This window comes from Amphritea balenae (assembly GCF_003858655.1).
GTDB classification, from domain to species: Bacteria; Pseudomonadota; Gammaproteobacteria; order Pseudomonadales; family Balneatricaceae; genus Amphritea; species Amphritea balenae.
Genome location: NZ_RQXV01000005.1, coordinates 221,308 through 243,607, shown reverse-complemented (window position 1 = coordinate 243,607; position 22,300 = coordinate 221,308). Strand labels below are relative to the sequence as shown.

The 22,300-nt window shown below is 50.1% G+C and carries 21 protein-coding genes; 10 read left to right on the top strand and 11 right to left on the bottom strand.

The window, feature by feature from the left end; translation table 11 throughout:
- From EHS89_RS10815 to EHS89_RS10795, 5 genes are all read right to left on the bottom strand, one after another.
- A complete protein-coding gene (locus EHS89_RS10815) occupies positions 1-750 on the bottom strand; it encodes a 4Fe-4S dicluster domain-containing protein (protein ID WP_124926163.1) in 750 nt (249 codons plus the stop codon).
- A gap of 30 nt (positions 751-780) precedes the next feature.
- Complete coding sequence (locus EHS89_RS10810) at positions 781-3,102, bottom strand: molybdopterin-containing oxidoreductase family protein (protein ID WP_124926162.1); 2,322 nt, start codon at positions 3,100-3,102, stop codon at positions 781-783.
- Positions 3,103-3,161: 59 nt separating this feature from the next.
- Entirely contained in the window at positions 3,162-3,518 is a 357-nt protein-coding gene (locus EHS89_RS21590) for a cytochrome c3 family protein (protein ID WP_420808875.1), read from the bottom strand.
- A gap of 992 nt (positions 3,519-4,510) precedes the next feature.
- Positions 4,511-5,452: a carbon-nitrogen hydrolase family protein gene (locus tag EHS89_RS10800; protein WP_124926160.1), complete on the bottom strand. Its 942-nt coding sequence runs from the start codon at positions 5,450-5,452 to the stop codon at positions 4,511-4,513.
- Positions 5,453-5,480: 28 nt separating this feature from the next.
- Complete coding sequence (locus tag EHS89_RS10795) at positions 5,481-5,915, bottom strand: GFA family protein (RefSeq protein WP_124926159.1); 435 nt, start codon at positions 5,913-5,915, stop codon at positions 5,481-5,483.
- A 128-nt stretch (positions 5,916-6,043) separates the two neighbouring features.
- On the opposite strand from EHS89_RS10795, the gene EHS89_RS10790 reads away from it, so the two are divergent.
- Positions 6,044-6,730, top strand: coding sequence for a winged helix-turn-helix transcriptional regulator (locus tag EHS89_RS10790; RefSeq protein WP_124926158.1), 687 nt, complete (start codon positions 6,044-6,046; stop codon positions 6,728-6,730).
- Between the two features lie 116 nt (positions 6,731-6,846).
- Here EHS89_RS10790 and EHS89_RS10785 read toward each other — a convergent pair whose 3' ends face one another.
- From EHS89_RS10785 to EHS89_RS10775, 3 genes are all read right to left on the bottom strand, one after another.
- Positions 6,847-8,280 (bottom strand): 1-acyl-sn-glycerol-3-phosphate acyltransferase, encoded by a 1,434-nt coding sequence (locus tag EHS89_RS10785; RefSeq protein ID WP_124926157.1) that lies wholly within the window; start codon positions 8,278-8,280, stop codon positions 6,847-6,849.
- Positions 8,262-9,737, bottom strand: coding sequence for an alpha/beta hydrolase family protein (locus tag EHS89_RS10780; RefSeq protein ID WP_124926156.1), 1,476 nt, complete (start codon positions 9,735-9,737; stop codon positions 8,262-8,264). The genes EHS89_RS10785 and EHS89_RS10780 overlap by 19 nt, the downstream gene beginning before the upstream one ends.
- 93 nt (positions 9,738-9,830) lie before the next feature.
- Positions 9,831-10,742 carry a DMT family transporter gene (locus tag EHS89_RS10775; RefSeq protein WP_124926155.1) on the bottom strand — a complete coding sequence of 304 codons (912 nt, stop codon included), beginning with the start codon at positions 10,740-10,742 and terminating at the stop codon, positions 9,831-9,833.
- A gap of 181 nt (positions 10,743-10,923) precedes the next feature.
- Between EHS89_RS10775 and EHS89_RS10770 the strand changes: the two genes are divergently transcribed.
- The gene (locus tag EHS89_RS10770; protein ID WP_124926154.1) at positions 10,924-11,850 is read left to right on the top strand and encodes a LysR family transcriptional regulator; all 927 of its coding nucleotides are present in this window, start codon (positions 10,924-10,926) and stop codon (positions 11,848-11,850) included.
- 40 nt (positions 11,851-11,890) lie between these two features.
- On the opposite strand, the gene EHS89_RS10765 is transcribed toward EHS89_RS10770, so the two are convergent.
- Together EHS89_RS10765 and hisD are read right to left on the bottom strand one after the other, a co-directional pair.
- The gene (locus tag EHS89_RS10765) at positions 11,891-13,081 is read right to left on the bottom strand and encodes a DegT/DnrJ/EryC1/StrS family aminotransferase (RefSeq protein WP_124926153.1); all 1,191 of its coding nucleotides are present in this window, start codon (positions 13,079-13,081) and stop codon (positions 11,891-11,893) included.
- An 11-nt stretch (positions 13,082-13,092) separates the two neighbouring features.
- Entirely contained in the window at positions 13,093-14,415 is a 1,323-nt protein-coding gene (hisD, locus tag EHS89_RS10760) for a histidinol dehydrogenase (protein WP_124926152.1), read from the bottom strand.
- 270 nt (positions 14,416-14,685) lie between these two features.
- Here hisD and EHS89_RS10755 point away from each other — a divergent pair, with 270 nt between their 5' ends.
- The 8 genes from EHS89_RS10755 to EHS89_RS10725 all read left to right on the top strand — a co-directional run bounded on the left by EHS89_RS10755 (position 14,686) and on the right by EHS89_RS10725 (position 20,618).
- Positions 14,686-15,642 (top strand): LysR family transcriptional regulator, encoded by a 957-nt coding sequence (locus EHS89_RS10755; protein WP_124926151.1) that lies wholly within the window; start codon positions 14,686-14,688, stop codon positions 15,640-15,642.
- A gap of 5 nt (positions 15,643-15,647) precedes the next feature.
- Positions 15,648-15,782, top strand: coding sequence for a hypothetical protein (locus tag EHS89_RS21495; RefSeq protein WP_268239396.1), 135 nt, complete (start codon positions 15,648-15,650; stop codon positions 15,780-15,782).
- 156 nt (positions 15,783-15,938) lie between these two features.
- Positions 15,939-17,333, top strand: a complete 1,395-nt coding sequence (locus EHS89_RS10750; RefSeq protein ID WP_124926150.1) for a pyridoxal phosphate-dependent decarboxylase family protein — start codon at positions 15,939-15,941, stop codon at positions 17,331-17,333.
- Between the two features lie 79 nt (positions 17,334-17,412).
- Positions 17,413-17,946: a dihydrofolate reductase family protein gene (locus EHS89_RS10745; RefSeq protein WP_124926149.1), complete on the top strand. Its 534-nt coding sequence runs from the start codon at positions 17,413-17,415 to the stop codon at positions 17,944-17,946.
- Between the two features lie 61 nt (positions 17,947-18,007).
- Positions 18,008-18,808, top strand: coding sequence for a hydratase (locus EHS89_RS10740; RefSeq protein ID WP_124926148.1), 801 nt, complete (start codon positions 18,008-18,010; stop codon positions 18,806-18,808).
- 34 nt (positions 18,809-18,842) lie between these two features.
- Entirely contained in the window at positions 18,843-19,088 is a 246-nt protein-coding gene (locus EHS89_RS10735; protein ID WP_124926147.1) for a GlsB/YeaQ/YmgE family stress response membrane protein, read from the top strand.
- A gap of 194 nt (positions 19,089-19,282) precedes the next feature.
- A complete protein-coding gene (locus tag EHS89_RS10730) occupies positions 19,283-19,528 on the top strand; it encodes a GlsB/YeaQ/YmgE family stress response membrane protein (protein WP_124926146.1) in 246 nt (81 codons plus the stop codon).
- 145 nt (positions 19,529-19,673) lie between these two features.
- Positions 19,674-20,618, top strand: coding sequence for a 2-hydroxyacid dehydrogenase (locus tag EHS89_RS10725; protein ID WP_124926145.1), 945 nt, complete (start codon positions 19,674-19,676; stop codon positions 20,616-20,618).
- 69 nt (positions 20,619-20,687) lie between these two features.
- On the opposite strand, the gene EHS89_RS10720 is transcribed toward EHS89_RS10725, so the two are convergent.
- Entirely contained in the window at positions 20,688-22,205 is a 1,518-nt protein-coding gene (locus EHS89_RS10720) for an ATP-binding protein (RefSeq protein WP_229753669.1), read from the bottom strand.
- Positions 22,206-22,300: the final 95 nt, after the last annotated feature.

Genomic DNA, 22,300 nt, shown 5'->3' with positions numbered 1-22,300 from the left:
TTAGAGGTTCTTCAGATAAATGATTGACGGATTGGTGTTCAACTCCTTCAGGACTTGGTACCCCCGTGGATTCTGCGCCAATTTGGATACCGCGCTGTCGGGGTCGTTGCGGTCGCCGAAGACCAGGGCCTGGGTGGGACAGCTCTGGACACAGGCCGGCTGGACCTCACCATCCCGAACGCGCCTGTTCTGGTCTTTGGCCGTGTCCTTGGCCTGCCTGATTCGCTGGATACAAAAGGTGCATTTTTCCATAACCCCCTTTTCCCGGACAGTAACGTCCGGGTTAAGCTGTTCGTCCAGCGGCTTATCCCAGGTGAAACTAAACCAGTTGAAAGACCTGGCGTCATAGGGACAATAAGCGGCGCAGGAACGTGTGCCGATACAACGATTATAGACCTGGACGTTGAGACCATCCTGATTGTGGTAGGTAGCATAGACGGGGCAAACCGGTTCACAGGGGGCGTTGTCACAGTGTTGGCACAGCATGGGAATGAATCGCAGCTTAATATCAGGATACTCCCCATCCCAATACCGCTCTATCCTGATCCATTTGATTTCCCGGCCTGATCTAAAACCCTCTTCGCCAACGATGGGAAGGTTGTTCTCGGCCTGGCAAGCCGTGACGCAGGCCTCGCAACCCGTGCATCGGTCCAGGTCAATCACCATGCCCCAGCTATAGTCGAACTTATCCTGATATCCTGGGTTTCGGTATTTCTTCCATTTTTCTTTGATGGAATCGGAATCGCTCATTGCCAAACCTCCTTAAAACTCATATCAGGTCTACCCCTTGTTGGGTCCCGTAACACGATTGCTTGCTAATTCCCCTGGTGAAGCGTCGATCGGTATCATCGTTATCCGCTTGCCGGTGATATTTCTCCCCAACTCTCGGGGGGTACCATCAGTCTTAAGGATTTCCACCCGCTCTCCTGTCTTGGTGATTCTGACCCGGGTCGCGGCCCAGGCCAGGGCACCGGATTTTACATCCGTCAGGGGCGCGAGGATCTGGATGGGGTTGGCTCCTCGCCCCTTGGCATACTGGCCGTAGGCGCTGTGCCCCTGGCCGATAGGCATCGCCACCACGCCAGGCATGATCGCCGGATACAGGTAGGCCGGCACCTTGATCTTGCCGGTGGGTGACTCGACCCAGAGCAGATCGCCTTCCCTTATCCCCAAATGCATCGCCGTCCTGGGATTCAGCTCCACCCAGGAACCGTAAACCACGCTGGTTGTCGGGTCCGGTAGTTCCTGCATCCAGGGCAGATTGGCCCCGCGCCCGTCATGGAAGGCCTGGCTCACAAAGGGATGCAGGATATAGGGATAGGCCTCCTGATCGCCCGCAAATCGTGGTGCCTCGTATGCCAGTTGGGAGAGCAGGTGCTTACCGGAAATCCGGACCCCGGGTGCGTCCTTCGACCCGGTTTCTCCCCACACGCCCGCCTGCAAAACGGCTTTCCAGAACGACTCAAAGGTGCTGCTCTCGATGACCGCTCCTTTTTCGACATAGATCCTTTTCCAGGCGCTCTTCAGGTACGCTTCCATGTTGCTCCAGGGCAGGGCATTCCTGACATCACCGCCGATTTTGTCAGCCAGCAACAGCAGGATATCCCCTGCTGCGCGGGTGTCGTAGAGGGGCGCTACCACCGGCTGGGATATTGCCGCCACCGGGAAGCCGACGCCGGGTTCAGGCACATCGTCCCCCCAGCTCTCCAGATAGCTGTGGGTGGGTAATACCAGGTCGGCCATCATCGTGGACTCATCCATGAAATTGGTGAGGCTGACGATCATTCCGGCATTCTGAAAGGCGGCCTTGATCTCGACAGTGTCGGGCAAATTGAACAACGGGTTGCAATGGTGGAGCAGCAGGAGCGAGTCCTTCGTTTTTGATAGACGCTCCATCAACGCCAGCAGGCGGGCATAAGGTGCTTGCGACTTGTGGGGTGAGGCCGAAAGGAGGCTGGGCGAATCAGAGGGCGGATTAAATAGGATGCCGCCTGGCTTTTGCAGATTGCCTGCCAGATAGTTCAGGCTATTGAAGGCAACAAGGTTGGAGACGCCATTGGTATGATTGGCGGCGGTGCCGCCGCCAATGGCCAGACTGGGACGGCTGCGGGCAAACTCTTCGGCGATGCTGGCAAGCCTCTGGGCATCAACGCCTGTCTGACGGGATACCCGCTCCGGCGTGTATTCGTCCAAAGCCCTGGACCATTTATCCTGATCGTCCCCTTCATAATGACCGTTTCTGACCATCAGGTGTGCGATGCCCAGGGCTAGAAGCCCTTCGGTTCCAGGCTTGGCCGGTACCCATTCATCCGCATTGGCACCGGTCAGGGAGAGACGGGGCTCGACTTGAACAAATTTTCCCCGCCGCCCGGGACGTCCCTGGCGCATGTGTCCGTAGCTCAGGCCATGATGTACCGGCGATAGCCAGGACGTCAGATAGTCGGCACCAAAAGACAGCAGATACTGGGTGTTCTTTATATCGTAATAGGGCAGTCGCTCCTCATCGAACAGGAGCTTGTTCGCCAGATAGAGATTGTGCGGATGAGCAAATTCATACTGGAGGTAACTGCGACTGCCCAGCTGATCCATAAAGCGAGAGAACAGCTCATCCAGGTGACCTCCTGCCCGACCACTCAGCAAATGAACCCTGTCCGACGCACCCGGGCCGCTGAGGCCACCCACACGGTCTGCCAGGGTGGTGAGTGCCTCTTCCCAGGGTATCTCCTGAAACTTCCCGCTCCCCCGCTCACCGGTTCGTTTCAAGGGGTTCCTCAAGCGATCAGGGTTATAGAGCACCTGCAGGCCCGCCTGACCCAGAGGGCAGAGCTTGCCCTGATTGACCGGGTGGGCGGGGTTGCCTTCAATCTTCTTCGCCCGTCCCTCCATGACCTTGACCATCACACCACAGCCTGCGCCGCATTGGTTGCAGACCGTGTTATACCAAGTGGCAACACCGGGAACGATATCTTCAGGTGGAATGAGGTAGGGGATCAGTAGCTCAACCGGGTTTTTCATGCTTTCACCCAAAAGAAAACCGGCGCCAGTGCCGATACTGCCGGCGCCGATCAGCTTGAAGAAGTCTCTGCGGTTCAGATTGAGCATCACATCACCCTAATTCGGCAATCACACACATCAAAAACACGGCTGTAACACTGAATGTATTACTTGTGGCAGGTCCAGCAATCACGACCGTTTTCGACCTTTTTTGCACGATGGCATTCCAGGCACCATCCCATCTGCAAAGAAGCCAGCCGCGTTACTCTGTTCATCTCTTCAACAGGGCCGTGACACGTCTGGCACTGTACGCCTCCCCTCACATGTCGCTTGTGCGAAAAATAGACGAAGTCAGGAAGGTCATGAACCTTTATCCAGGGAATAGGTTTTTTTTCGTTCCAGTAATTAAATAGCTTATTTATCTCCGCACGGCCAGTGGCGATCACCTTATGGCAGTTTATACACTTGTGCACACTGGGGACTCCGGCAACTCTCGATGACCTCGCGTACAGATGACAGTACATGCAGGGTATCTGATTCTCCCCTGCATGGATCCTGTGGCTGAATTCAATGGGCTGGACCGGCGTGGCGTCGGAAAAGTAGTTCCTGTTCACCCAATAACCGATCACAAACGCAATCAGACCGACAACGAATATCCCTACCGCTTTTTTGGACGCGTCAAGCGCAGGAAGAACGGAAATAGACATTGCTCAACCCCATATCATGACAGCGTCTTCTGGCCCGGAATGTCATGCTATACCGATATTCAGGGGGCTGTCGGTACACCAATTGTACGAACCGTCGCAAAACAACCTTCCTATCATCCCTGCCCGAAGAACAGGGCCCGTATCTGGAAAGTGTAGTCCGCTTTCGAGGGATAGGGATAGGAATTTGCTTTTGTGATGCGAAACGGATTTAACCGCAGACGCCCACTACTTGAGCCTGAAGCTGTGCCATTGTTCTTCTCCTCTCGATTCACATACAGGCTTCTAGGTCATCCCCCAACCCTGCTGTCAACCAAGACAACTCCCAAAGGTTGAGGTTCGTTAATGCCTGGTATGTGTCGACTCCAGTCGCAGACTAAAGCCCAGATAGCCTCTGATCGGGCGTCTGAGTATAGGTGAACTTGAAGTTGCGACAATTTCCCTGGCAGGCCAGATGGAAATCAGCATTAGGTCGACAGGAGCCGCAAACTGAAGCTCTGATAGGTAAACATTCAGCGTCCGCTATTGGAACTTTGTGTTGGCAGGTGCGGTGCTATATTAGCGAACACTAAAAGTCCGGATTTGGCACATAGCTGCCGAACCCAAAATTTATGAGTATGTCTGCTTTCAGGATTGAAAGAAGTATTTTTTGATCATAAAGTGCCGAGTTATTTTAATTGGCTAGTTTTCGTATAAGGAAAGCCTCGCTAACATTGTAGTTATGTTCAACGTTAGCAAGGCTTATTTATTCGATATGTAGTGGGAAAGTAGATTTCTTATTCTGCTGTATGTTTTTATACAGTCCTGGGTTCTTAATCATCAATAAACCTGCTCGGCGGCATGACTCGACGGTCTATCTCCAGATGGAATATATCGGGGCGATTGTAATGACCGGCAACATCTAGCGCCTTGCGGGCGTCGCGTACCGCTGCGATATCGATATCCGCATAGAGAACCCCTTTTTCATTATTCAGTGGTCCGGCAGTTACGCCGCCGAAGGGTTTTATCACGACGGCCCCGCCAGGATTGATCCACTCATCAGGCTGGAATAATTGATCCCGCTCTGGAAACGATTCAGGGATATCTTTGCCTTGCAGCGCTGTTGCAGTGCTGAGTACCCAGCAGCCGCCTTCGCGGGCGATATGGTTCATCGATGCCACCCAGGTATCACCGCTGTCCCACGTCGGAGCTACATAGATATCGATATCTTGTGAAAAGAGAGCGTAGCGAGCCAGGGGCATATAGCTTTCCCAGCAGATCAGGCAACCGATCCGACCCACCGGTGTATCGACTACCTGCAGACCGCTGCCATCACCAAAGCCCCATACCATACGTTCAGGATTGGTAGGCATCAGCTTACGATGACGATTCAGAATAGTACCGTCGTTACTGATCACGACTACCGTATTAAACAAAGTAGAGCCGCTATACGTTGAGTCGATCTCATTCATGCCTATGACGACCACAATATTGTGCTCTGCTGCGGCACTACAGATTGGTTCAAGCCCGCCGTTCTCGATATCAACCGCATTGTTGCGTAACTGGCTGTGGATAGTATTACCCAGCCCCATATCGCCGCCGGGTTTTAGACGCCAGATCCAGGTGGGGTAGCCCGGCAGGAACGCTTCCGGAAACACGACAAGTTGCGCGCCTGCCTGAGCGACTTCATGAATAGTATCCACAGCCCGGCTGATCGATGTTTCCAGATCCAGTAGTGCGGGTGGCTTTTGACTAATCGCTATTTTGGTGTTCATAACAGTATCTCCTCGTGACAGTGCACTTTTACTCGTCGATTTGCAGACCGGACCCTCCGGCTTCTTGCGGCAGATCTTTCATCTTTGGCAGGCCATCCCGCATTCGTAGTACGGTTTCCTGATAGTTCACATGCAGGGCTGGCTGGAAATTAAATTCGGGAATGACCGACGCGGGTACATCGATAAGCCCCATCGCCGGGTGTTCGATAAACAAGTGCCCGCCACAGCTTTTGCACCACTTACGAATAGTCTCGGGCGTTTTGTTAAAGCTACCGATCTGATCACTCCCTTGAGTAATAGTGACGGCTTCCGGTGGCCAAAGCGTGAAAGCGTTGACCGGGCCTGCCGACCAGTGACGGCAGGATTCGCAATGGCAGTAGGCCATCAGCGCGGGGTCGTGTTTAAGGGTAAATGTTACGGCCCCGCAAAAGCAGCTGCCGTTATAGGTTTTGGAATTGTTCATGATGACATCCTTCTTTTTGCTCGTGCGATGTCTCAAGTTAAGCAGAGGGTCTATAGTTTCTTTAGTCCGGAAAACGTAGCTTAAACTACGAAAACTGTAGTAACAGGCTTACAGAGGGAGTGTCGAGCATGAAATCCTATGGTCAGTTTTGTCCGATAGCTAAAGCCTGTGAAGCGCTTGGTGAGCGCTGGACCTTGTTACTGGTGCGGGAGTTGCTCTGTGGCAGTCATCGCTATAACGACTTTAAACGGGGTTTGCCACTTATCTCCCCTACGATGTTGTCGCAGCGATTGAATGTTCTGCAACAGCGAGGTTTAGTTGAGTTGAAACATTCGGATGACAATAAGAGCCGGGAGTATCATCTGACTCAGGCCGGCCGGGAGCTGGAACCGATAGTGATGGGGTTGGGTGAATGGGGCGCGCGCTGGGTGCGCAGCCAGATGTCCGATGATGATCTGAGTGTCGAGCTTCTGATGTGGGATATGCGCAGAACGATTAATTGTCAGGCGTTACCCGGCGGACGAACGGTAATGCATTTTAGTTTTAAAGGGCTGGATAAAACCTATGGCAACTGGTGGCTACTGGCCGAAGGTGGTGAGATCGATCTCTGTGTTGATGATCCGGGTTTTGATCCTGATATTAAGTTTCACAGTGACCTGAGAACCATGGTGATGTTGTGGTTGGGTGATATTAAGCTGACTGAAGCTGAGTCCAGCGGTAAGTTGAATATCAAAGGTTCTTCAACGCTGCTGAAAACCTTTCCGGAGTGGTTCCGGTTCAGTGGTTTTGCCGACATTAAGAGTGGCTATGCTTAGGATATTGTGACTCTATATAACTCATCCGGTGAAGATCTATAGCTCATCTCAAATACATATAACTCAGCTCAAATGCCTATAGCTCACCTAAAGTGCCTATAGCTCACCTAAAGAGCCTATAGCTCTCCTAAAGAGTTTCGATAATACTCAAACATCGCCCGATGTTGGCTGTCAGCCTGGAAAAGTCCTTCTTCTATCTCGATAATCATGCCGCGTTTAGACAAGGTATACAGCGCCTGTTCAAGGGCATAATCCTCATCCTTTTTAGGTATCAGCATGTAGCGCCCCTGTTGGCGCAACTTAATAAATAGCTCGTTGCCCTGCACTTTAATATCCAGTTCCGAGATCGGCTGATCCAGGTTATTGAGACAAATTGCCGAGAGCAGGGATACCGGCAAGATTGGTAGGTGTTGCTCTATCTGCTGCGCTATATCTTCGCCTAGCTGTCCGATCGCTTGTTTACGTTGTTCACTATCGCACTGGTTCAGGTCGATGCCTTGTTGTTGCTGCCATTGCTGCAGAGAGATCGGATCACCGTAGTTTACGCAGGCATAACCGAACGGCTTGTGCTGGTGGGGCAGTATGTGGGGTACTAGCTGCAACAGAAATTTGCCGAATGAAAGGATTGAGTAGAACCGACCCTTCTGCTTGAAGCCCTGTTCCTGGTGAGCAAGCAGGGTTTTGTCCTCAGGGATTTTATCGTAGTTCAGGGCGGTGGGGATAAAGACAATATCTTTGCAGTCGCCTCGCCCCATCGCCTTGGTTACATAGTTAAGCATACCCAACTTTAACGGCTGCATTTTACCGTCACGACTTAATCCGCCTTCGATAAATAACCCTTGAGGGATACAGTTACTCACCGCCAGCGAAACGTAGCGCTCCAGCATTTTACGGTACAAAGTACTGCCACTGTCGCGACGGATAATGTAAAAACCGATAGCATGAAGCAGTTGTTGGAACGGAAAGCCCCGGGCCCATTCGCCGGCAGAGTAAGAGATCGCTGCCCTGCGTGAGGCCAGATAGATGAGAAAGAAAGGATCAAAATTAGAACGATGATTGGAAACAATCACGATGCAGCTGTTCGGATCGATATTGTCATACTGCTTTTCAGCGTTATAACCCACTTTGACCCAGTACAGAAAACGTAGGAACCCCCGTGCTAACCAATAGCCCAGTCGGAAATACAGCAACACATTAAATGATGGCACCAGTTCTTCAGCGTATTCGGCAGCTTTTTTATGCACGGCGCTGGCATCATTTTTACCTGCACCTATATCGTCATCGGTCTGGTCATTAATCTCTTCATTAATGGCGGCGATCACTTCCGGATCGCTGAGCAGTTTATCAATCCAGAGACTACGACGATTGCTGGCTTGCGGGCTTAACCCGTGGCTGAGTTTGTCATCCAGAATGTGTGATGTATTGAGGGTGCGTCTGCGATAAAAGCGCTTGAACCAGGGCGATAAAAAATAGTGATACAGCCCCAGCCCTGCCAGGGTTGCCAGTAACAGGAATAACCAGAAGGGCAGGCTTATTGAATCGTTGAACATGGCGGATTCCCTGGCCTGTTACTTAGCAGGTTTATATCTACTGGCTGATTCGCTTGTTGCTTCTTGGTTTGTTGCTCAATCTGACTGAAAATGGCCCGCAATCGCCATAACCCCTGCTGATCGCGGATAAGCCCCAGCGGTATAGTGAAGTGTCCCCTTTGATAGACAAAACGGTTCTGGGTTGGTACTTGCCAGCTGTCCATATGGGCCTGACCGGAAGCAAAGGGGGTGACGGTATCTTCTGAGCCCATCACACTGACAATCTGTTCGGGAGGCATGACCGGCGTATCTTCCGGGTCCAGTTTATTCAACCATTCCCGCGCCAGTTCTTTATTCCATCCCTGATCCCGTAGGGCATCAGAAAGGTGCCAGAGGTCAGACAGAGCGCCGTCCAATGCGGCTTCAGCAATATGAGTACAATGAGTTACCATAAACAGGGCATCGGGTTGTAAGTGCTTTGGCCAAACCTTAGCTCTCACGGCGATTGATTTAGCGGTTTGTGCTCCCAGGCTACTGCCGCCAATGGCAACCGGGCCGCTACTGGTGCAACGACACCAGTCCACTAATACCGCCCACTCTTGGGTTTGAGCTGCTAAAAATTCGATCATGCCGACCGGTGCGGTGGACAGTAATCGTTCACCACCAAAGTGTCCGGGAATTACCCGGCGGCCATGCCATGGAGCTTCCGGACGAACCACACGGATTCCCATACTGGTTAAGGCGTGAACTTCATCAATCAAATTGTGGAAGTGATCAAATTCAACAAAAATACCATGGCCGAAAATAAGTGTCGGTGGGTTTTCTACCCCGACCGGTTCGTGCACCCGGGCATAGGCCAGATCGTCCATGTCTGCAGAGGGTGATTTGAAGCGTATCCAGTAATCCCGGCCACTGGGAACAGGAATGGAGCGTGACTCTTCAATCACAGGAAATTGCTCAGGCAGGGCAAAAGCAGCGTCAAAGACGGCCTGGTCCGGGTAGCGTTCCTGCGTGGCTTCGGGTGTTGGAGGTCGCAGCGAAATTGATTGTTTAATCATCTTGCGAAACGGGGTGAACTGCTTCCGCATCATCAGGTATTCGGTGCGGGTATCGAGACGCATCTCTTCTGCAATTAACAATCGTTGTTCTGTCACATTGCTATCGCCAAACAGATACTCCTGCCAGATCTGCTCGGTCATCAGATTTTTAACCCGGGCATGCTCAAAGTTAGCCAATACCCGTTTAGCTTTTTGACATTGCTTAGGCGAGGGCGCGAAGTCCGCTTCGATACAGAAGGTATCTACCGAGCCTTCGGCTGCACGGGCAGAAGCCCAGAGTCGCGACAGCGGGAAAAACCAGTGTTCAAGCACCCACAGAATCAGGCGATCCAACCAGGGGCGGGTAAGTAGCGGACTCAGCGATGAGCGTAGAAAACGCATCACCCGGTCCGAGGCGATATGTCGGGGTCGTTTTATCATAGTTAACATACTAAAGTGATACGCAAATAATGTATATAGATGTAATTCTGTAGTATGTCTATCTGTAAATCCCGGTACATGCGGGTGTTTGCTTTAGTGACTGACTTCAGACTCAGAAATAGCCGGAGCAACAGGGCTTATCTGGCGGGTTTCCAGTCGAATGAGTCCGGCCATCACAATTAAACCCGCGGCGATTATATCCAGCCGACCGATCTCATTATTCAGAAACACCACGCCAAAAAACAGAGCAAAGATAATCTCCAGTGAACCGATAGTGGTCAGCCGTTCGATACCGGTGGATAAGCTACCCCGGGCAAACAGATACTGGGGCAACGTCGCTGCGAGTAGTCCCAGTGCAATAATCAGCGTTGTCTGTTCTGAGGATGTTGGCAGTATCTGCATAGGTGTATCTATAGCTATCTGCATCTGGGCCTGCCAGAGGATAATAGGAATAAGCACTAGCAGATGTCCGACAGCGCAAGCGCCCATTCGTTGGCTGCTGGGCATTGCCCGTACTGGCTTGGCAAAGTAGTTCAGTAACAGGGCATATGAGACAGGAGCCATAAAACTGAGAGGCAGGACCCACAGCGGTTGCTCTCCCAGATCTGACGGGTCCAGCATAATAGAGACTGCGATAACGATCAGGCCCGCAGCAATCAGCCGGTTCTGGGTCGCCGGTTGTCGGAACAGCGCCCAACCCAGGCCCATAGCAAAGAGCGGATAGGTATAGTAAATCTGTATCACCAGAGCGGCCGGTAACCAGTCATAGCTGTAGAGATGAATCAGCATACCGCAACCCATTAGCGCGCCTATCGCTATGGTGCGTAGGGACTCTGCGTCAGACAGGTTTAGTCTGCGCAGGAAGGGCAGCATGATCAGCAGGGGGATCGCAAACCGGAACAATGCGATTACTTCGGGTGTAAAACCCTGTTGCAACAACAGTTGTGCCAGCATCGGGCTCAGGCCAAAACCAACTGCGGCTCCCAGTACCATCAATCCACCCATCGTTGTCTGAACCTCTCTATTAAGGCACTGCTAATAAAATTAAGGCACTACTAATAAATTACTCAGATATTCGTGGCTGTTTGTGAATAGCCAAGCTGTTTCTGAAGTGGGCTGAATAATAGTTGCTTTATGATGATATTATTAATGAATAATACGTATTTATGATTAGAGTTGTTCATGTATGAGATTAGATATAAAGCACTGGCAACTGCTTGATGCGATTGCCCGGTTTGGCAGTCTTGGTCATGCGGCTGAAGTGATAGGTGTGACTCAGTCAGCGCTGAGTCACCGGCTGGCCGAAGCTGAACGAAGACTGGGTAGCGCCATCTTTGAGCGGGATGGGCGTCGGCTGCGGGTAACGCCAGCGGGTCAGGCGTTGTTAGAAACGGCTCAAACAGTATTGCCTGAGCTGGAACGGGCGGAGCAGGATTTTGAACGAGTTGCTGCTAACGCAAGTTATCTGGTCAGGATCGGTGTGTCTTCCTATAGCGCTTACCATTGGGTGCCAGGCTTTCTAAGCTCAGTTAACAATCAGCGTGAAAAGCTTCAACTGGATTTTATCGCCGCTGCAACCCGGGATGCTCAGACAGCTCTGCTATCAGGCGCAACGGATCTGCTGATCTCTCCGGGACTTATAACTAACAGTGCGTTGGAGGGGAAAAAACTGTTTCAGGATGAGTTGGTGTTGGTGACTCATCCGGAACATCCGCTAGCGAAGAAAGCTTATATTGAAGCTGACGATCTGGCAGATCAGGACTATCTGACCTATAGCCTGGATGCTTTACCCGGATTTGAATACGAGCAGTTTATCCGGCCCGCAGGTGTCAGGCCCCGGCATATGCAGTTAGTAGAAATGACCGATGCCATTGTTGAAATGATCGGGGTAAATCTGGGTGTCAGTATTTTATCCCGCTGGGCGTTAAGCCGCGCTCTGAATCAGGGATTGGTGAGTGCCGTGCCGCTGACCCGCAAATCGCTACCTCTCACATGGTATGTGATGAGTCGTAAAAGTGATCGTTCAAATGCTGCCATTCGCTTAACAGAAAAAAACCTCCTGCACTGGTTTAAAGCGCCTGAGGCTAGTTTTAACAACAGTTCCGGAGGCTAGTTCTAGCAAAAGCGCCAGTCGCTGTTTTGAGTATTCAGAGTTACTTAAGTGACTCTGTTACTTTACAGATGATCTCCCCCAGTAACTGACAATCTGCTTCGCTGAAGGTGAGCGGAATCCGCATATCCAACAGCTTAGACAGAATCTTCTCGGTCTGAGGTAGTTGCGGCATCGCCTCGATATAATGCCAGCTATCGTAACGGCTGGTGTAATCTTTGGGCTCGCTGTCACCAAACCATTTCAGTACCACACCCTGTTCATTGCATTGTGCAACAACCTGCAGAATCTGCTCGGTGCTGAAGCCGGGTAGTGAGAACTGAATAGAGCTGGCGACAAATTGCTCTTTTGCAGGCCGGCTAGGAATGTGAATCGCCGGGCAGTTGTTAAATTGTTGTTCAAGAATCCGGTAGCGGGTATTCCAGCGCTGGCACTGGGTATCCAGATCGGCTAACTGGGGCCGCAGGATAGCTGCCCGAAGATTGTCCATCCGGCCGCTGTAGTTAGGGGTTTCAAAACGGATCTGCTCAAACACCTCTTTGGGTGGTGCGGCAAAGTGCCGTTCAAACAGCATGTATGAGCCGGAGTGCATAATGGCCCGGGCCATCACCTCAGCATGGCGGGTGGTCAGAAAGCCGCCTTCTCCTGAGTTGATATGCTTATAGGTTTGAGTACTGAAACAGGCGATATCACCAAAGGTACCGCTTTTTATACCGTTCCAGCTGGCGCCCATGGTATGGGCACAATCTTCGATCAGGAACAGATTATACTTTTCGCAGATCGCCATAATACGATCCATATCGGCTACATGCCCCCGCATATGCGAGAGCATAAAATAGCGCGCGCCACTGGCTGCAGCCTTTGCCTCCAGATCGTCAAGATCGATACAGTAATCATCGGCGACGTCTATTAAGACCGGCACCGCACCACTGTTGTGGATAGCGCCGGGAACCGGCGCCAGAGTAAAGGCGTTACAGAGTACTTTATCTCCGGCTTCAACACCGGCAGCCCGCATTGCGATGTGCAACGCGTAGCCTCCTGACGAACAGGCGAGGGCGTAAGGCAGGCCCATGTATTCAGCAAATTCTATTTCTAACAGGTCTGTTTCGCTTTTCTCATCCGGGAGGGTGTTATAGCGATGCAGACGTCCGGTGCGCATCACATCATTGGCTGCCTTTATACCGGCTTCCGGAATCGATTCTTGCTGGGTGAATGACTTAGTAAATTGCTTCATCGGGTCATTCCTCAGTCGTAACGTTTCTGGTCATATCTGGTTTGGTCATACACATGGAAGTCCCATTGGGTATCCGGGAAGTATTTACGCAGACGCCAGTCACAGGCACGGGCGTGACCTTCCATTCCCTCTACCCGGGAAATACGTGATCCAACGGCACTGAATTCCAGGTTAGCCTCTTCACTGATCTCCTGATAAGTGAGGATCTTGAGGAACTTATGCACATTCAACCCGCCGCTGTAACGGGCGACTTTTTTGGTTGGCAGAATATGGTTGGTACCGGAACACTTATCTCCATGGGTGACTGTCGCACCTTCTCCGAGGAATAATGATCCGTAGTTTTTCAGGTTGTCGCGCCACCAGTCAGTATCTTCCGTCAGTACCTGCAGGTGCTCTGAAGCATAGTCATCACTTACGGATGCACATTCCTCGCGACTATCGCAGAAGATAATCTCACCGTGGTCATCCCAGGCGGATTGTACGACTTCCTGGTTCGGCATATCCGCTGCAACGAGGGGCATCAGCTCAGCCACTTTTTCACCGATTTCGCGGCTGGTGGTAAACAACCATACCGGCGAGTCATAACCGTGTTCGGCCTGAGATACCAGATCGACCGCGATAGTCATAGGATCGGCGCTGTGATCGGCAATAATGGCAGACTCTGTGGGACCGGCAAAAACATCGATACCGACTTCACCGAATAACAGTCGTTTGGCTTCGGCAACATAGCCGTTACCCGGGCCTACCAGAATATCGGCGGCTACACCGGTGAACAGGCCTTTGGCCATCGTTGCCACCGCATGAACGCCACCCATCTCCAGAATGATATCGGCACCGGCCAGATCCATGGCATAAACAATTGCCGGATGGATGCTGCCATCTTTCGGCGGAGAACAGGCAACAATAGTCTCTACGCCGGCCACTTTAGCGGTAGCAATACTCATCAGTGCAGAGGCCGCATGGGAGTATCGACCACCGGGAACGTAGCAACCGGCGCAGTTAACCGGAATGACTTTCTGGCCTAGTTTTACGCCCGGCGCTGATTCAATTTCAAATTCAGTCAGGCTGGCGCGTTGTGCTTCAGCAAAGGTTCGCACTTGTTTATAGGCAAACTTAATATCCAGTTTGGTCTGCTCGGGTACCTGAGCGATCAGTTCGGCACGCTTGGCATCAGATAGAATAAAGTCGCCCTGCCAGTTATCAAACTGTGCCGCGTATTCACGTACCGCCGCTTCGCCTTCCGTATCGATACGGGCCAGCATAGTCTTAACCGTGGCCTGGATCCGTTCATCATTTTCCGCAACGGCAGCGGTGGATTTTTTCAGGTATTCCATCGTGGGTTCCTTGATTTTTATTATTCGGCTTGTAGTCGAGCTTATTTCAGTAGCGCTTAATTCTCGTACTTTAGTTTGAGCACAGCACCGAGCGACTTACCGGACTCTATGTCAGATGTTTAGATGCTCATTCGATACTCATGCCTAGATAGTAGGATCTGAGGGCTGTAACAGGCCAATGCTATTTTTAAAGTGACCGGTTACTTTTCGGTATACTGTAAAAGTGGTCCCGTGGATAACGTAGTATTAGTTCAGTACAGGGTGGTGTAGATGGAATTAAAATGGCTGAAAGACTTTGTCGCACTGGTGGAACATGGCAGCTTTTCTAAGGCTGCAGAGTCGCGCTTTGTTACCCAGCCGGCATTCAGTCGTCGTATCCGGTCGCTGGAAAACTGGCTCGGAGTCAGCCTGGTTGATCGTAACCAGTACCCTACAACACTAACCCCTGCTGGTGAGGCATTTGCTGAGCAGGCGCGACAGTTAATTAGCCAGATCTACTCTGTTCAGCATCAGATGCGGGATATCAGCGAAGCGCGGGACGAAATTAAAATACTGTCGCAACATGCGCTGGCGGTGTCTTTTTTCCCCTCCTGGATGCAGACCCTGGAAAGCCTGACCAACGGAGCCCTGATCAGCGTTGAGACCGGCAATCTGCATGACTCAGTAGAAACTTTTTTATCGGGTAACGGAGATTTTTTACTCTGTTATAGCTCCAGTTCCAACTCAGGGGGTGATCCGGTTGGTCGTGGCGGCGATATTTTTAGTCAGTTACAGAGACAGGACGTAGAGAGCCTGCAGGTAGGGGTGGATGAGCTGGTGCCAGTTAGTCTGGCGGATAGTAACGGTAAACCACTGCACGGTATTCAGTCAGATAATAGTCTGAAACTGTTGAATCATCCGGCGCAGTCGTTCTTTGGTCGCTTGCTGCAACAACGTTGTTTGTCAGCTTTACCTGAAGATCTGAGGCTTAACGTTGCCTGTGAAAATGCCCTGTCGGAGGCGTTAAAGGCGCTAGTGTTGCAGGGCTATGGTATGGCTTGGCTGCCTAAAAGTCTGGTTAGCCGGGAACTGGAAACCGGCCAGTTTATTCGTTTGGATGCGCCGCTTTGCTCGGTCGATCTGAATATTTGTCTGTATCGCCTGCGTCAGTCCCAGTGTAATACGGCTAACCAGTTCTGGCGTTATCTGCAGGAACTTTATAATCAGGGAGATAGCCGGGTCGGTTAATCGGTTTGGATGCGCTGCTTTTCTTGATCGATCTGAATATATGTCTGTATCGCCTGCGTCAGTCCCAGTGTAATACCGCTAACCAGTTCTGGCGTTATCTGCAGGAACTTTATAATCAGGGAGATAGCCGGGTCGGTTGATGATGTTTGACTGAGCTGTTTTAATCCCTATGCCAAAAAGTAACCAGTACAGAGCAAATCAGCATTAGCAGCTCCGCTTGAGCTCTGTCTATACTGGCCAGATATAGATATGGCCCTTTGGCCGGCTCCTGTTAATTACCCTGAAGGCTTTAACTGATGCAAGATAACCTGGAAATTCTGTCCCGAGCGATTAAACAGTGGATTCCTGAAGACCGGCCGGTTTCTCAGGCACCTCCGGCAAAGGAACTGGAGCAAATACTGGATCTGGGCCTGACTCATGAGGGGGCCGATCAGGCGACTCTGGAGCAGGCTATTCGTGATTATCTGCACTATAACCCTGATGTCTCTCAGGCGGGTTTCTTTAAACTGCTTTATTCAGGGCAGAATAAGCCTGCGTTGTTGGGAGACTGGATCACCAGCCTTAGTAACGCCACTATGCATACCTATCAGGTCGGTCCCGTTGCAACGCTAATGGAGCTGGAACTGATTAAACAATGGAATGCGCTGGTTGGCTTTGATCAGGGTGAAGGTGTAATGGTGGCCGGTGGTAGTCAGGCGAACCTGATCGGTATGATGCTGGCGCGGCACAAAGCTTGTCCGGATTACAAAACTAAGGGCGCCCAGGGTAAAACGCTGGTGGCCTATGTCTCAGATCAGGCGCATTATTCAGGTGAAAAAGCCGCCAACGTATTAGGTATAGGCACCGATAACCTTATCTCTGTCGAATCCGATGAGGCGGGCCGGATGAAACCTGCTGCGCTGGATGCCGCCATTGAGCTTAGCAAGGCGGAGGGTAAAACCCCGTTTTATGTCTGTCTGACAGCAGGTACCACTGTCGTCGGGGCTTATGATCCGGTTGCTGAGTGTAGCGATGTGGCAAAAAAACATGATCTCTGGCTGCATATTGATGGCGCCTGGGGAGGTCCTATTCTGTTCTCTGAACAGCATCGTCATCTGCTGGCAAACAGCCATCTGGCGGACTCCTTTACCTGGGATGCCCATAAACTGATGAACGTACCTCTGACGGCTGCCGTGATTCTGGTTAAGCATCCCGGCGCATTAAAAGCTTGTTGTTCAGGTGGTGGCGGTGACTATCTGTTCCATGCCGATGAAAATGCCGATTACAATCTGGGTGAACGTTCTATTCAGTGCGGCCGACGGGCAGATTCCCTGAAGGTCTGGTTAAGCTGGAAAGCCGCGGGTAATAAAGGTTTTTCAGACAAAATCGATTATCTGCAGCAGATTAAAAATCAGTGTGTTGAACTGGTGGAGCAGCGAGAAGGGTTAGAGATGCTGGCACCCGCTGTATATCAGAATGTTTTGTTCCGCTATCGCCCGGAGCATATGACTGACGAGGCTCAGCTGCGTGATTTGAATATTGCGATCTGCGCTGAGATGCGACGTTCCGGCGGAGCATACATTGATTACGCCCGCTTTAAGGGCCGTACCGGTATCCGTCTGATTTTGGCTAATGCTGATGTCACTAGTGAACACCTGACAGAGCTGGTGGATAATTGCCAACGAATTGGCCGGGAACTGGCGGCAAAGTAACACTGCTATTTGATGAATCGAGATGCTTTACAAATAAGCATCTCGTTGTTTGATAGCTCTCATGATTTTAAGAGGTTATATGCCTAATATCGTATACATCGCAACTAGCCTGGATGGTTATATTACCGATAAAGATGGCGGGCTTGACTGGCTTGGTAGCGTTCCAAACCCCAATAATGATGACCTTGGCTGGGCTGATTTTATCGCTCAGATCGACGCGCTGGTGATGGGGCGAAAGACTTTTGATGCCGTCTGTAGCTTTGATCAGGAATGGCCTTATCCTGTTCCCGTTTTCGTATTAAGTAACTCTTTGTCCTCTATCCCTGATGGCTATGCTGATAAAGCAGAGTTAGTGTCCGGCTCGTTAAAGGACGTGGTAGCTGAGCTTAATTTAAAAGGTTTTAACCGTTTATATATTGATGGCGGACAAACTATTCAAAGCTTTCTGAGTGAAGATCTGATTGATGAGATAATTATCACCCGAATACCCATTCTACTGGGCGGTGGTACGCCATTATTCGGTACTTTGCCGAACCTGTTAGATTTTGATTTAGTGAATAATCAGATATTACTCGGCGCGATGGAGCAAGGTCATTACTGTCGTAAAAGGTAATCTTGGTTGGCTTTTAAGGTAGAGTAACAGCCTGAAAATTTTGATAGCGTCAGGAAATTAAATGCAAAGGGAACAGGTAAAACTCGCAGCAGAGTTGTTAATACAACGCCGGCTGAGTAATCAGCTTACTGCCAGATTAGATAAGGTTTTGCGACCTGAAACGGTTGAACAGGCGCTGGCCATTCAGCAGCAGCTGATTAATCAAATGCCCGATACGGTAGGTGGTTGGAAAACCGCTTTGCCTATCTCAGATAGTGGCATGAATGATCTGCCGGTTGTTGCACCTATCTTTAGTAATACTGTTTATGACCGGTCGCCCTGTCCGATACATCTGGATGAGGGCGTCTGTAAGATAGAGCCGGAAATAGCGTTCCGCTTTCAGCATGATCTGCCAGCCCGGAATAAAGCCTATTCTGATCAGGAGATAACAGAGGCTCTCTCAGGAGCGCACCTGTCGCTTGAGCTGATTCAGAATCGTTATCTGCAATCTGAAGAGGCTGGTTTTCTTGAGCACTTAGCCGATTGCCTGTTTAATCAGGGGCTTTATATTGGGCCTGAAATATCATTGGATCAGGCCTTTTCAGCATCCCATATCGATCTGACTCTGACACGCTTTCCTGATGCTTCAGATACAAATTCTCCTGCGATAGAAGTATTGGCGGGTATTCATCCAAACCAATATCCACAACTGCCGCTGTTTTGGCTAGTGATCTTTCTGAGTCAGCGTGGCATAGATATCAAAGCCGGTCAGTATGTTATTACCAGCTCATATGCGGGGGTAATAGAAGTGTCGGCTGATCAAGAGTTTTCACTAGAATATGGCGACTTAGGGAGCGTGCTATTACATTTTGATTTAAAATAAAAGCTTAAAACAACTCATACTAGAAGGATCTTATATGGGCTATTTATCATGGATGATATTAGGTTTTATTGCGGGCATGCTGGCGAAGTGGCTAACGCCTGGGAAGACTGGCGGCGGTTTTATTATCACAACCTTATTAGGTGTGGCCGGGGCATTCGTCGGAGGTCTGTTGGGGAGTCTGTTTGATCTGGGAACGGGCGATAGTATTGATTTAGTCAGCGTCGCACTGGCAACCCTAGGTGCTTTTATATTGTTGGCGGCATACAACCGGTTCACATAACCTGGCCAATCACTTTTGTACCTGACTTGCTGTAGGTAAAGGCGTTAACTTATTTTTAAAAAGCCATCTTCAGGGTGGCTTTTTTATGTTCTTTTTTGGTTCTGAAGTAAAGGCTTACAGTAGCTGCATGTGCTTAGCTATAGAGTGAACTAAGCTGTTATTAATTTCATCTGTTATAACTTAAGGAGAACCGTATGGGCTTCTTAGCGTGGATAATTCTGGGTCTTATAGCCGGTATGCTGGCGAAAATGCTGATGCCGGGTAAAGATGGCGGTGGCTTTGTTCTTACCACGTTGCTGGGCATTGCCGGTGCTTTTGTGGGTGGCTTTATCGGCAGCCTGGTTGGTTTTGGTGGTGCCGATGGTTTGAATATTGGCAGCATAATCACCGCAACTATAGGTGCATTTTTATTGCTGTTTGTTTATAACAAGTTTAAATAAACTGTTTCTCATAATGCCCGGATACATATAGCGCTGTAGTTAAGATAAAGCCGCTATCTCAAACATCGAGGCGCTCTTGATAACAGACATTAGCGCTTTTCCTTATTTCTGCAAGATACAACAAATCGAAAAATAGGTTTTTTGAATGCGGCCTCTGATCCCTTTTGTCCACCAGATTGATATTCAGGAAGCCAAAGACTGGCTTAATGCGTTACAGGTAAAACTGCCGGACTGCGATATCCGCCTTTTTAATCAGCTGACAGAGCAGGAGAGAGAGCAGGCTGAGCTGGCTATCGTCGCTAATCCTGCTTCCAGCGATGTTGCCCTGCTGCCAAATCTGAAATGGGTTCACTCCGTCTGGGCCGGAGTAGAGGGAATGATGGCTGAGTTAGCGCATATGCCGTTTGATATTGTGCGTTTAGTCGATCCAAATCTGGCTCAGACGATGTCTGAGGCGGTATTGGCCTGGGTGATGTATCTGCACCGCGATATGCCGGGCTATCGAGCTCAACAGGCCTTGGCACATTGGCAACAGCAACCTTATGTAGAGCCCGCTGATCGCCAGATTGTGATTCTGGGGCTAGGTGAGCTGGGTTTGAAAAGTGCTGCGCGTTTGGTTGAAAACGGTTTTCAGGTGTCCGGTTGGAGCCGCTCCTTAAAGGCTATCGATGGCGTCCCATGCTATGCCGGCGAGCAGGGGTTGGCTGAAACGGTCGGACAGGCTGATATTATTGTTAACTTACTGCCCCTTACCGCTGAAACTAAAGGACTTATGAATAGCGGCTTTTTTGCAGAGCTAAAACAGGGGGCTTCGCTGATAAACTTCGGCCGCGGTGCGACTATTGACCAGTCGGATCTAATCAGCGCGTTAGCCGAAGGACAGCTATATCATGCCGTATTAGATGTGTTTGCACAGGAGCCACTGGTCTCCGATTCTGAGTTATGGGCAAATCCTGATATTACAATTTTGCCTCATATATCGGCGCCGACCAGTGTGAATTCCGCGAGCGTTATTGTTGCTGAAAATATTAGACGCTACCTTGTGGATGGCACAATGCCGTTAGTGGTTGATAAGCAGCGGGGATACTGACCTCTTAAGCGACGCTAACAAAAAAGCCTCTTAAAGAAAGAGGCTTTTTTTATCATTCTGATATGTTGATCAGATCATCTTACGGACGTTATCAATAGGAATGTAAGGGGTTTCCAACTCTTCTAACGTACGGTATTCAAACTCAGCATTGATCGCTTTAACCCACTTCTCAGCGCGAGGTAATAGCTGACGGTCATCAGTCTGCATTCTGCCGCGGGCAACAACAATACCCATATCCGCGCCCAGATAGCTATAGTCGCCGGCACCATAAACCCGCAGATAAAAGGCGTCGTGACCATCGCTGACATTGTTCCAGTCGATGCTGTTACGGACAAAGCTGATGCTGTCGTCGTCTGCCATACGCCAGATACCTGATCTGGGTGCTTTAGTAATCATGCGCACCTGATCTTCGGTATGCTTCAGAACCAGTTGTGTCCAGCTACCAAAGTCGGCCCAGCGCTTTTGAATTTCATCGACATCGATTTCAAAATCAACATCCATAAACTCCAGCAGATGGAACAGCATTAGCGGAATGCCGCCGTACTTTGAGGTTACCAGGTTAGTTAGTGGGCTGGCACCACTGATACGTGGATTGATCTCGCCCAGATAAACTTCACCGTCATCGGTATCAACCAGATAATCGAAGCAGAAAGTGCCCCGATAGCCTTTCTCGTAAAGCTTATCGCCCATGGCTTTAACCATAGTGATGATTTTATCCCGTTGTTCACCTTGTAAAATCTCGGGGAATATATCATTACCGCACCAGCCACCTTTATAGGGTGTGAGTTCTTCATAACCGGTGATATCGGTTTGCAACGGGCCAACCATAGTGCCGCACCGGGTAGCCACTGCTTCCACAGTGCCAGGGATATGGTTGATGTACTTCATCACTTTAAGTTTTTCACCGGTGATTTTATCGGCGTTTTTATCCCAGTCTTGCTGATTGTTGACGAAGTAGGTTGTTTTACCTGAATCACCGTAAGGGGTTTGAACAACCAGCTTATCGCCAAGTTTCTTTTCTGCTGCAAGGGCTGTTAGTTCCTTATAGCTAGAGGCTTCTACATCTACCAGATTTGGTGCACTGCGAACACCGGCTTCATTCGCCAGTTGAGTTGTCACAATTTTGGAATCAAGATGTGTACGTAATTCGGCTGGTGGCAGGGCTATCTCAAGGCCTAAACGTTCTGCGATCTCTTCAGTTTTCTCATCAAACATGACCGTCAGAATTTTGCCTTTGCCACCGTTTTCCTGAAACAGGTCGACTGACTCTTTATGACTGAGAAGGTAGTTGAGCATGTCTTCCATCGACGAAAACTCACGTTCACTGTTCTGCTGTGGATTAGTTACCCGGAAATGACCGCCATCGAAAGAATCAAAATGGGTGATGTATTGGAATCCTTGAATCCATTGTCCTAACCCCAGGATGTTATACGCTGTAGGTGAGACAAAGTAGATCGGAGTCGTATTCTTGCGGAAGAAACGATAGATATCGGATAAACCGCGAAGCTTTTCAGGGGTATGCATAGTTACATCCTCATTATTATTATCTTTAGATAAGGGTCTTTCAGTCCCAGCATTATCATCCATAGCTGTTGGCCTGGATGAAAAAATAGATCTGTAAATTCGTTTCGGAATCGATGTTATTGTTTTTATCATGTTTTCTATATCGCTCCGTTCAAGTT

Coding starts and splice junctions, on each gene's coding strand:
- EHS89_RS10815 (WP_124926163.1), bottom strand. CDS start 750: ATGAGCGATTCCGATTCCATCAAAGAAAAATGGAAGAAATACCGAAAC.
- EHS89_RS10810 (WP_124926162.1), bottom strand. CDS start 3,102: ATGCTCAATCTGAACCGCAGAGACTTCTTCAAGCTGATCGGCGCCGGC.
- EHS89_RS21590 (WP_420808875.1), bottom strand. CDS start 3,518: ATGTACTGTCATCTGTACGCGAGGTCATCGAGAGTTGCCGGAGTCCCC.
- EHS89_RS10800 (WP_124926160.1), bottom strand. CDS start 5,452: ATGAACACCAAAATAGCGATTAGTCAAAAGCCACCCGCACTACTGGAT.
- EHS89_RS10795 (WP_124926159.1), bottom strand. CDS start 5,915: ATGAACAATTCCAAAACCTATAACGGCAGCTGCTTTTGCGGGGCCGTA.
- EHS89_RS10790 (WP_124926158.1), top strand. CDS start 6,044: ATGAAATCCTATGGTCAGTTTTGTCCGATAGCTAAAGCCTGTGAAGCG.
- EHS89_RS10785 (WP_124926157.1), bottom strand. CDS start 8,280: ATGTTCAACGATTCAATAAGCCTGCCCTTCTGGTTATTCCTGTTACTG.
- EHS89_RS10780 (WP_124926156.1), bottom strand. CDS start 9,737: ATGATAAAACGACCCCGACATATCGCCTCGGACCGGGTGATGCGTTTT.
- EHS89_RS10775 (WP_124926155.1), bottom strand. CDS start 10,742: ATGGGTGGATTGATGGTACTGGGAGCCGCAGTTGGTTTTGGCCTGAGC.
- EHS89_RS10770 (WP_124926154.1), top strand. CDS start 10,924: ATGAGATTAGATATAAAGCACTGGCAACTGCTTGATGCGATTGCCCGG.
- EHS89_RS10765 (WP_124926153.1), bottom strand. CDS start 13,081: ATGAAGCAATTTACTAAGTCATTCACCCAGCAAGAATCGATTCCGGAA.
- hisD (WP_124926152.1), bottom strand. CDS start 14,415: ATGGAATACCTGAAAAAATCCACCGCTGCCGTTGCGGAAAATGATGAA.
- EHS89_RS10755 (WP_124926151.1), top strand. CDS start 14,686: ATGGAATTAAAATGGCTGAAAGACTTTGTCGCACTGGTGGAACATGGC.
- EHS89_RS10750 (WP_124926150.1), top strand. CDS start 15,939: ATGCAAGATAACCTGGAAATTCTGTCCCGAGCGATTAAACAGTGGATT.
- EHS89_RS10745 (WP_124926149.1), top strand. CDS start 17,413: ATGCCTAATATCGTATACATCGCAACTAGCCTGGATGGTTATATTACC.
- EHS89_RS10740 (WP_124926148.1), top strand. CDS start 18,008: ATGCAAAGGGAACAGGTAAAACTCGCAGCAGAGTTGTTAATACAACGC.
- EHS89_RS10735 (WP_124926147.1), top strand. CDS start 18,843: ATGGGCTATTTATCATGGATGATATTAGGTTTTATTGCGGGCATGCTG.
- EHS89_RS10730 (WP_124926146.1), top strand. CDS start 19,283: ATGGGCTTCTTAGCGTGGATAATTCTGGGTCTTATAGCCGGTATGCTG.
- EHS89_RS10725 (WP_124926145.1), top strand. CDS start 19,674: ATGCGGCCTCTGATCCCTTTTGTCCACCAGATTGATATTCAGGAAGCC.
- EHS89_RS10720 (WP_229753669.1), bottom strand. CDS start 22,205: ATGGATGATAATGCTGGGACTGAAAGACCCTTATCTAAAGATAATAAT.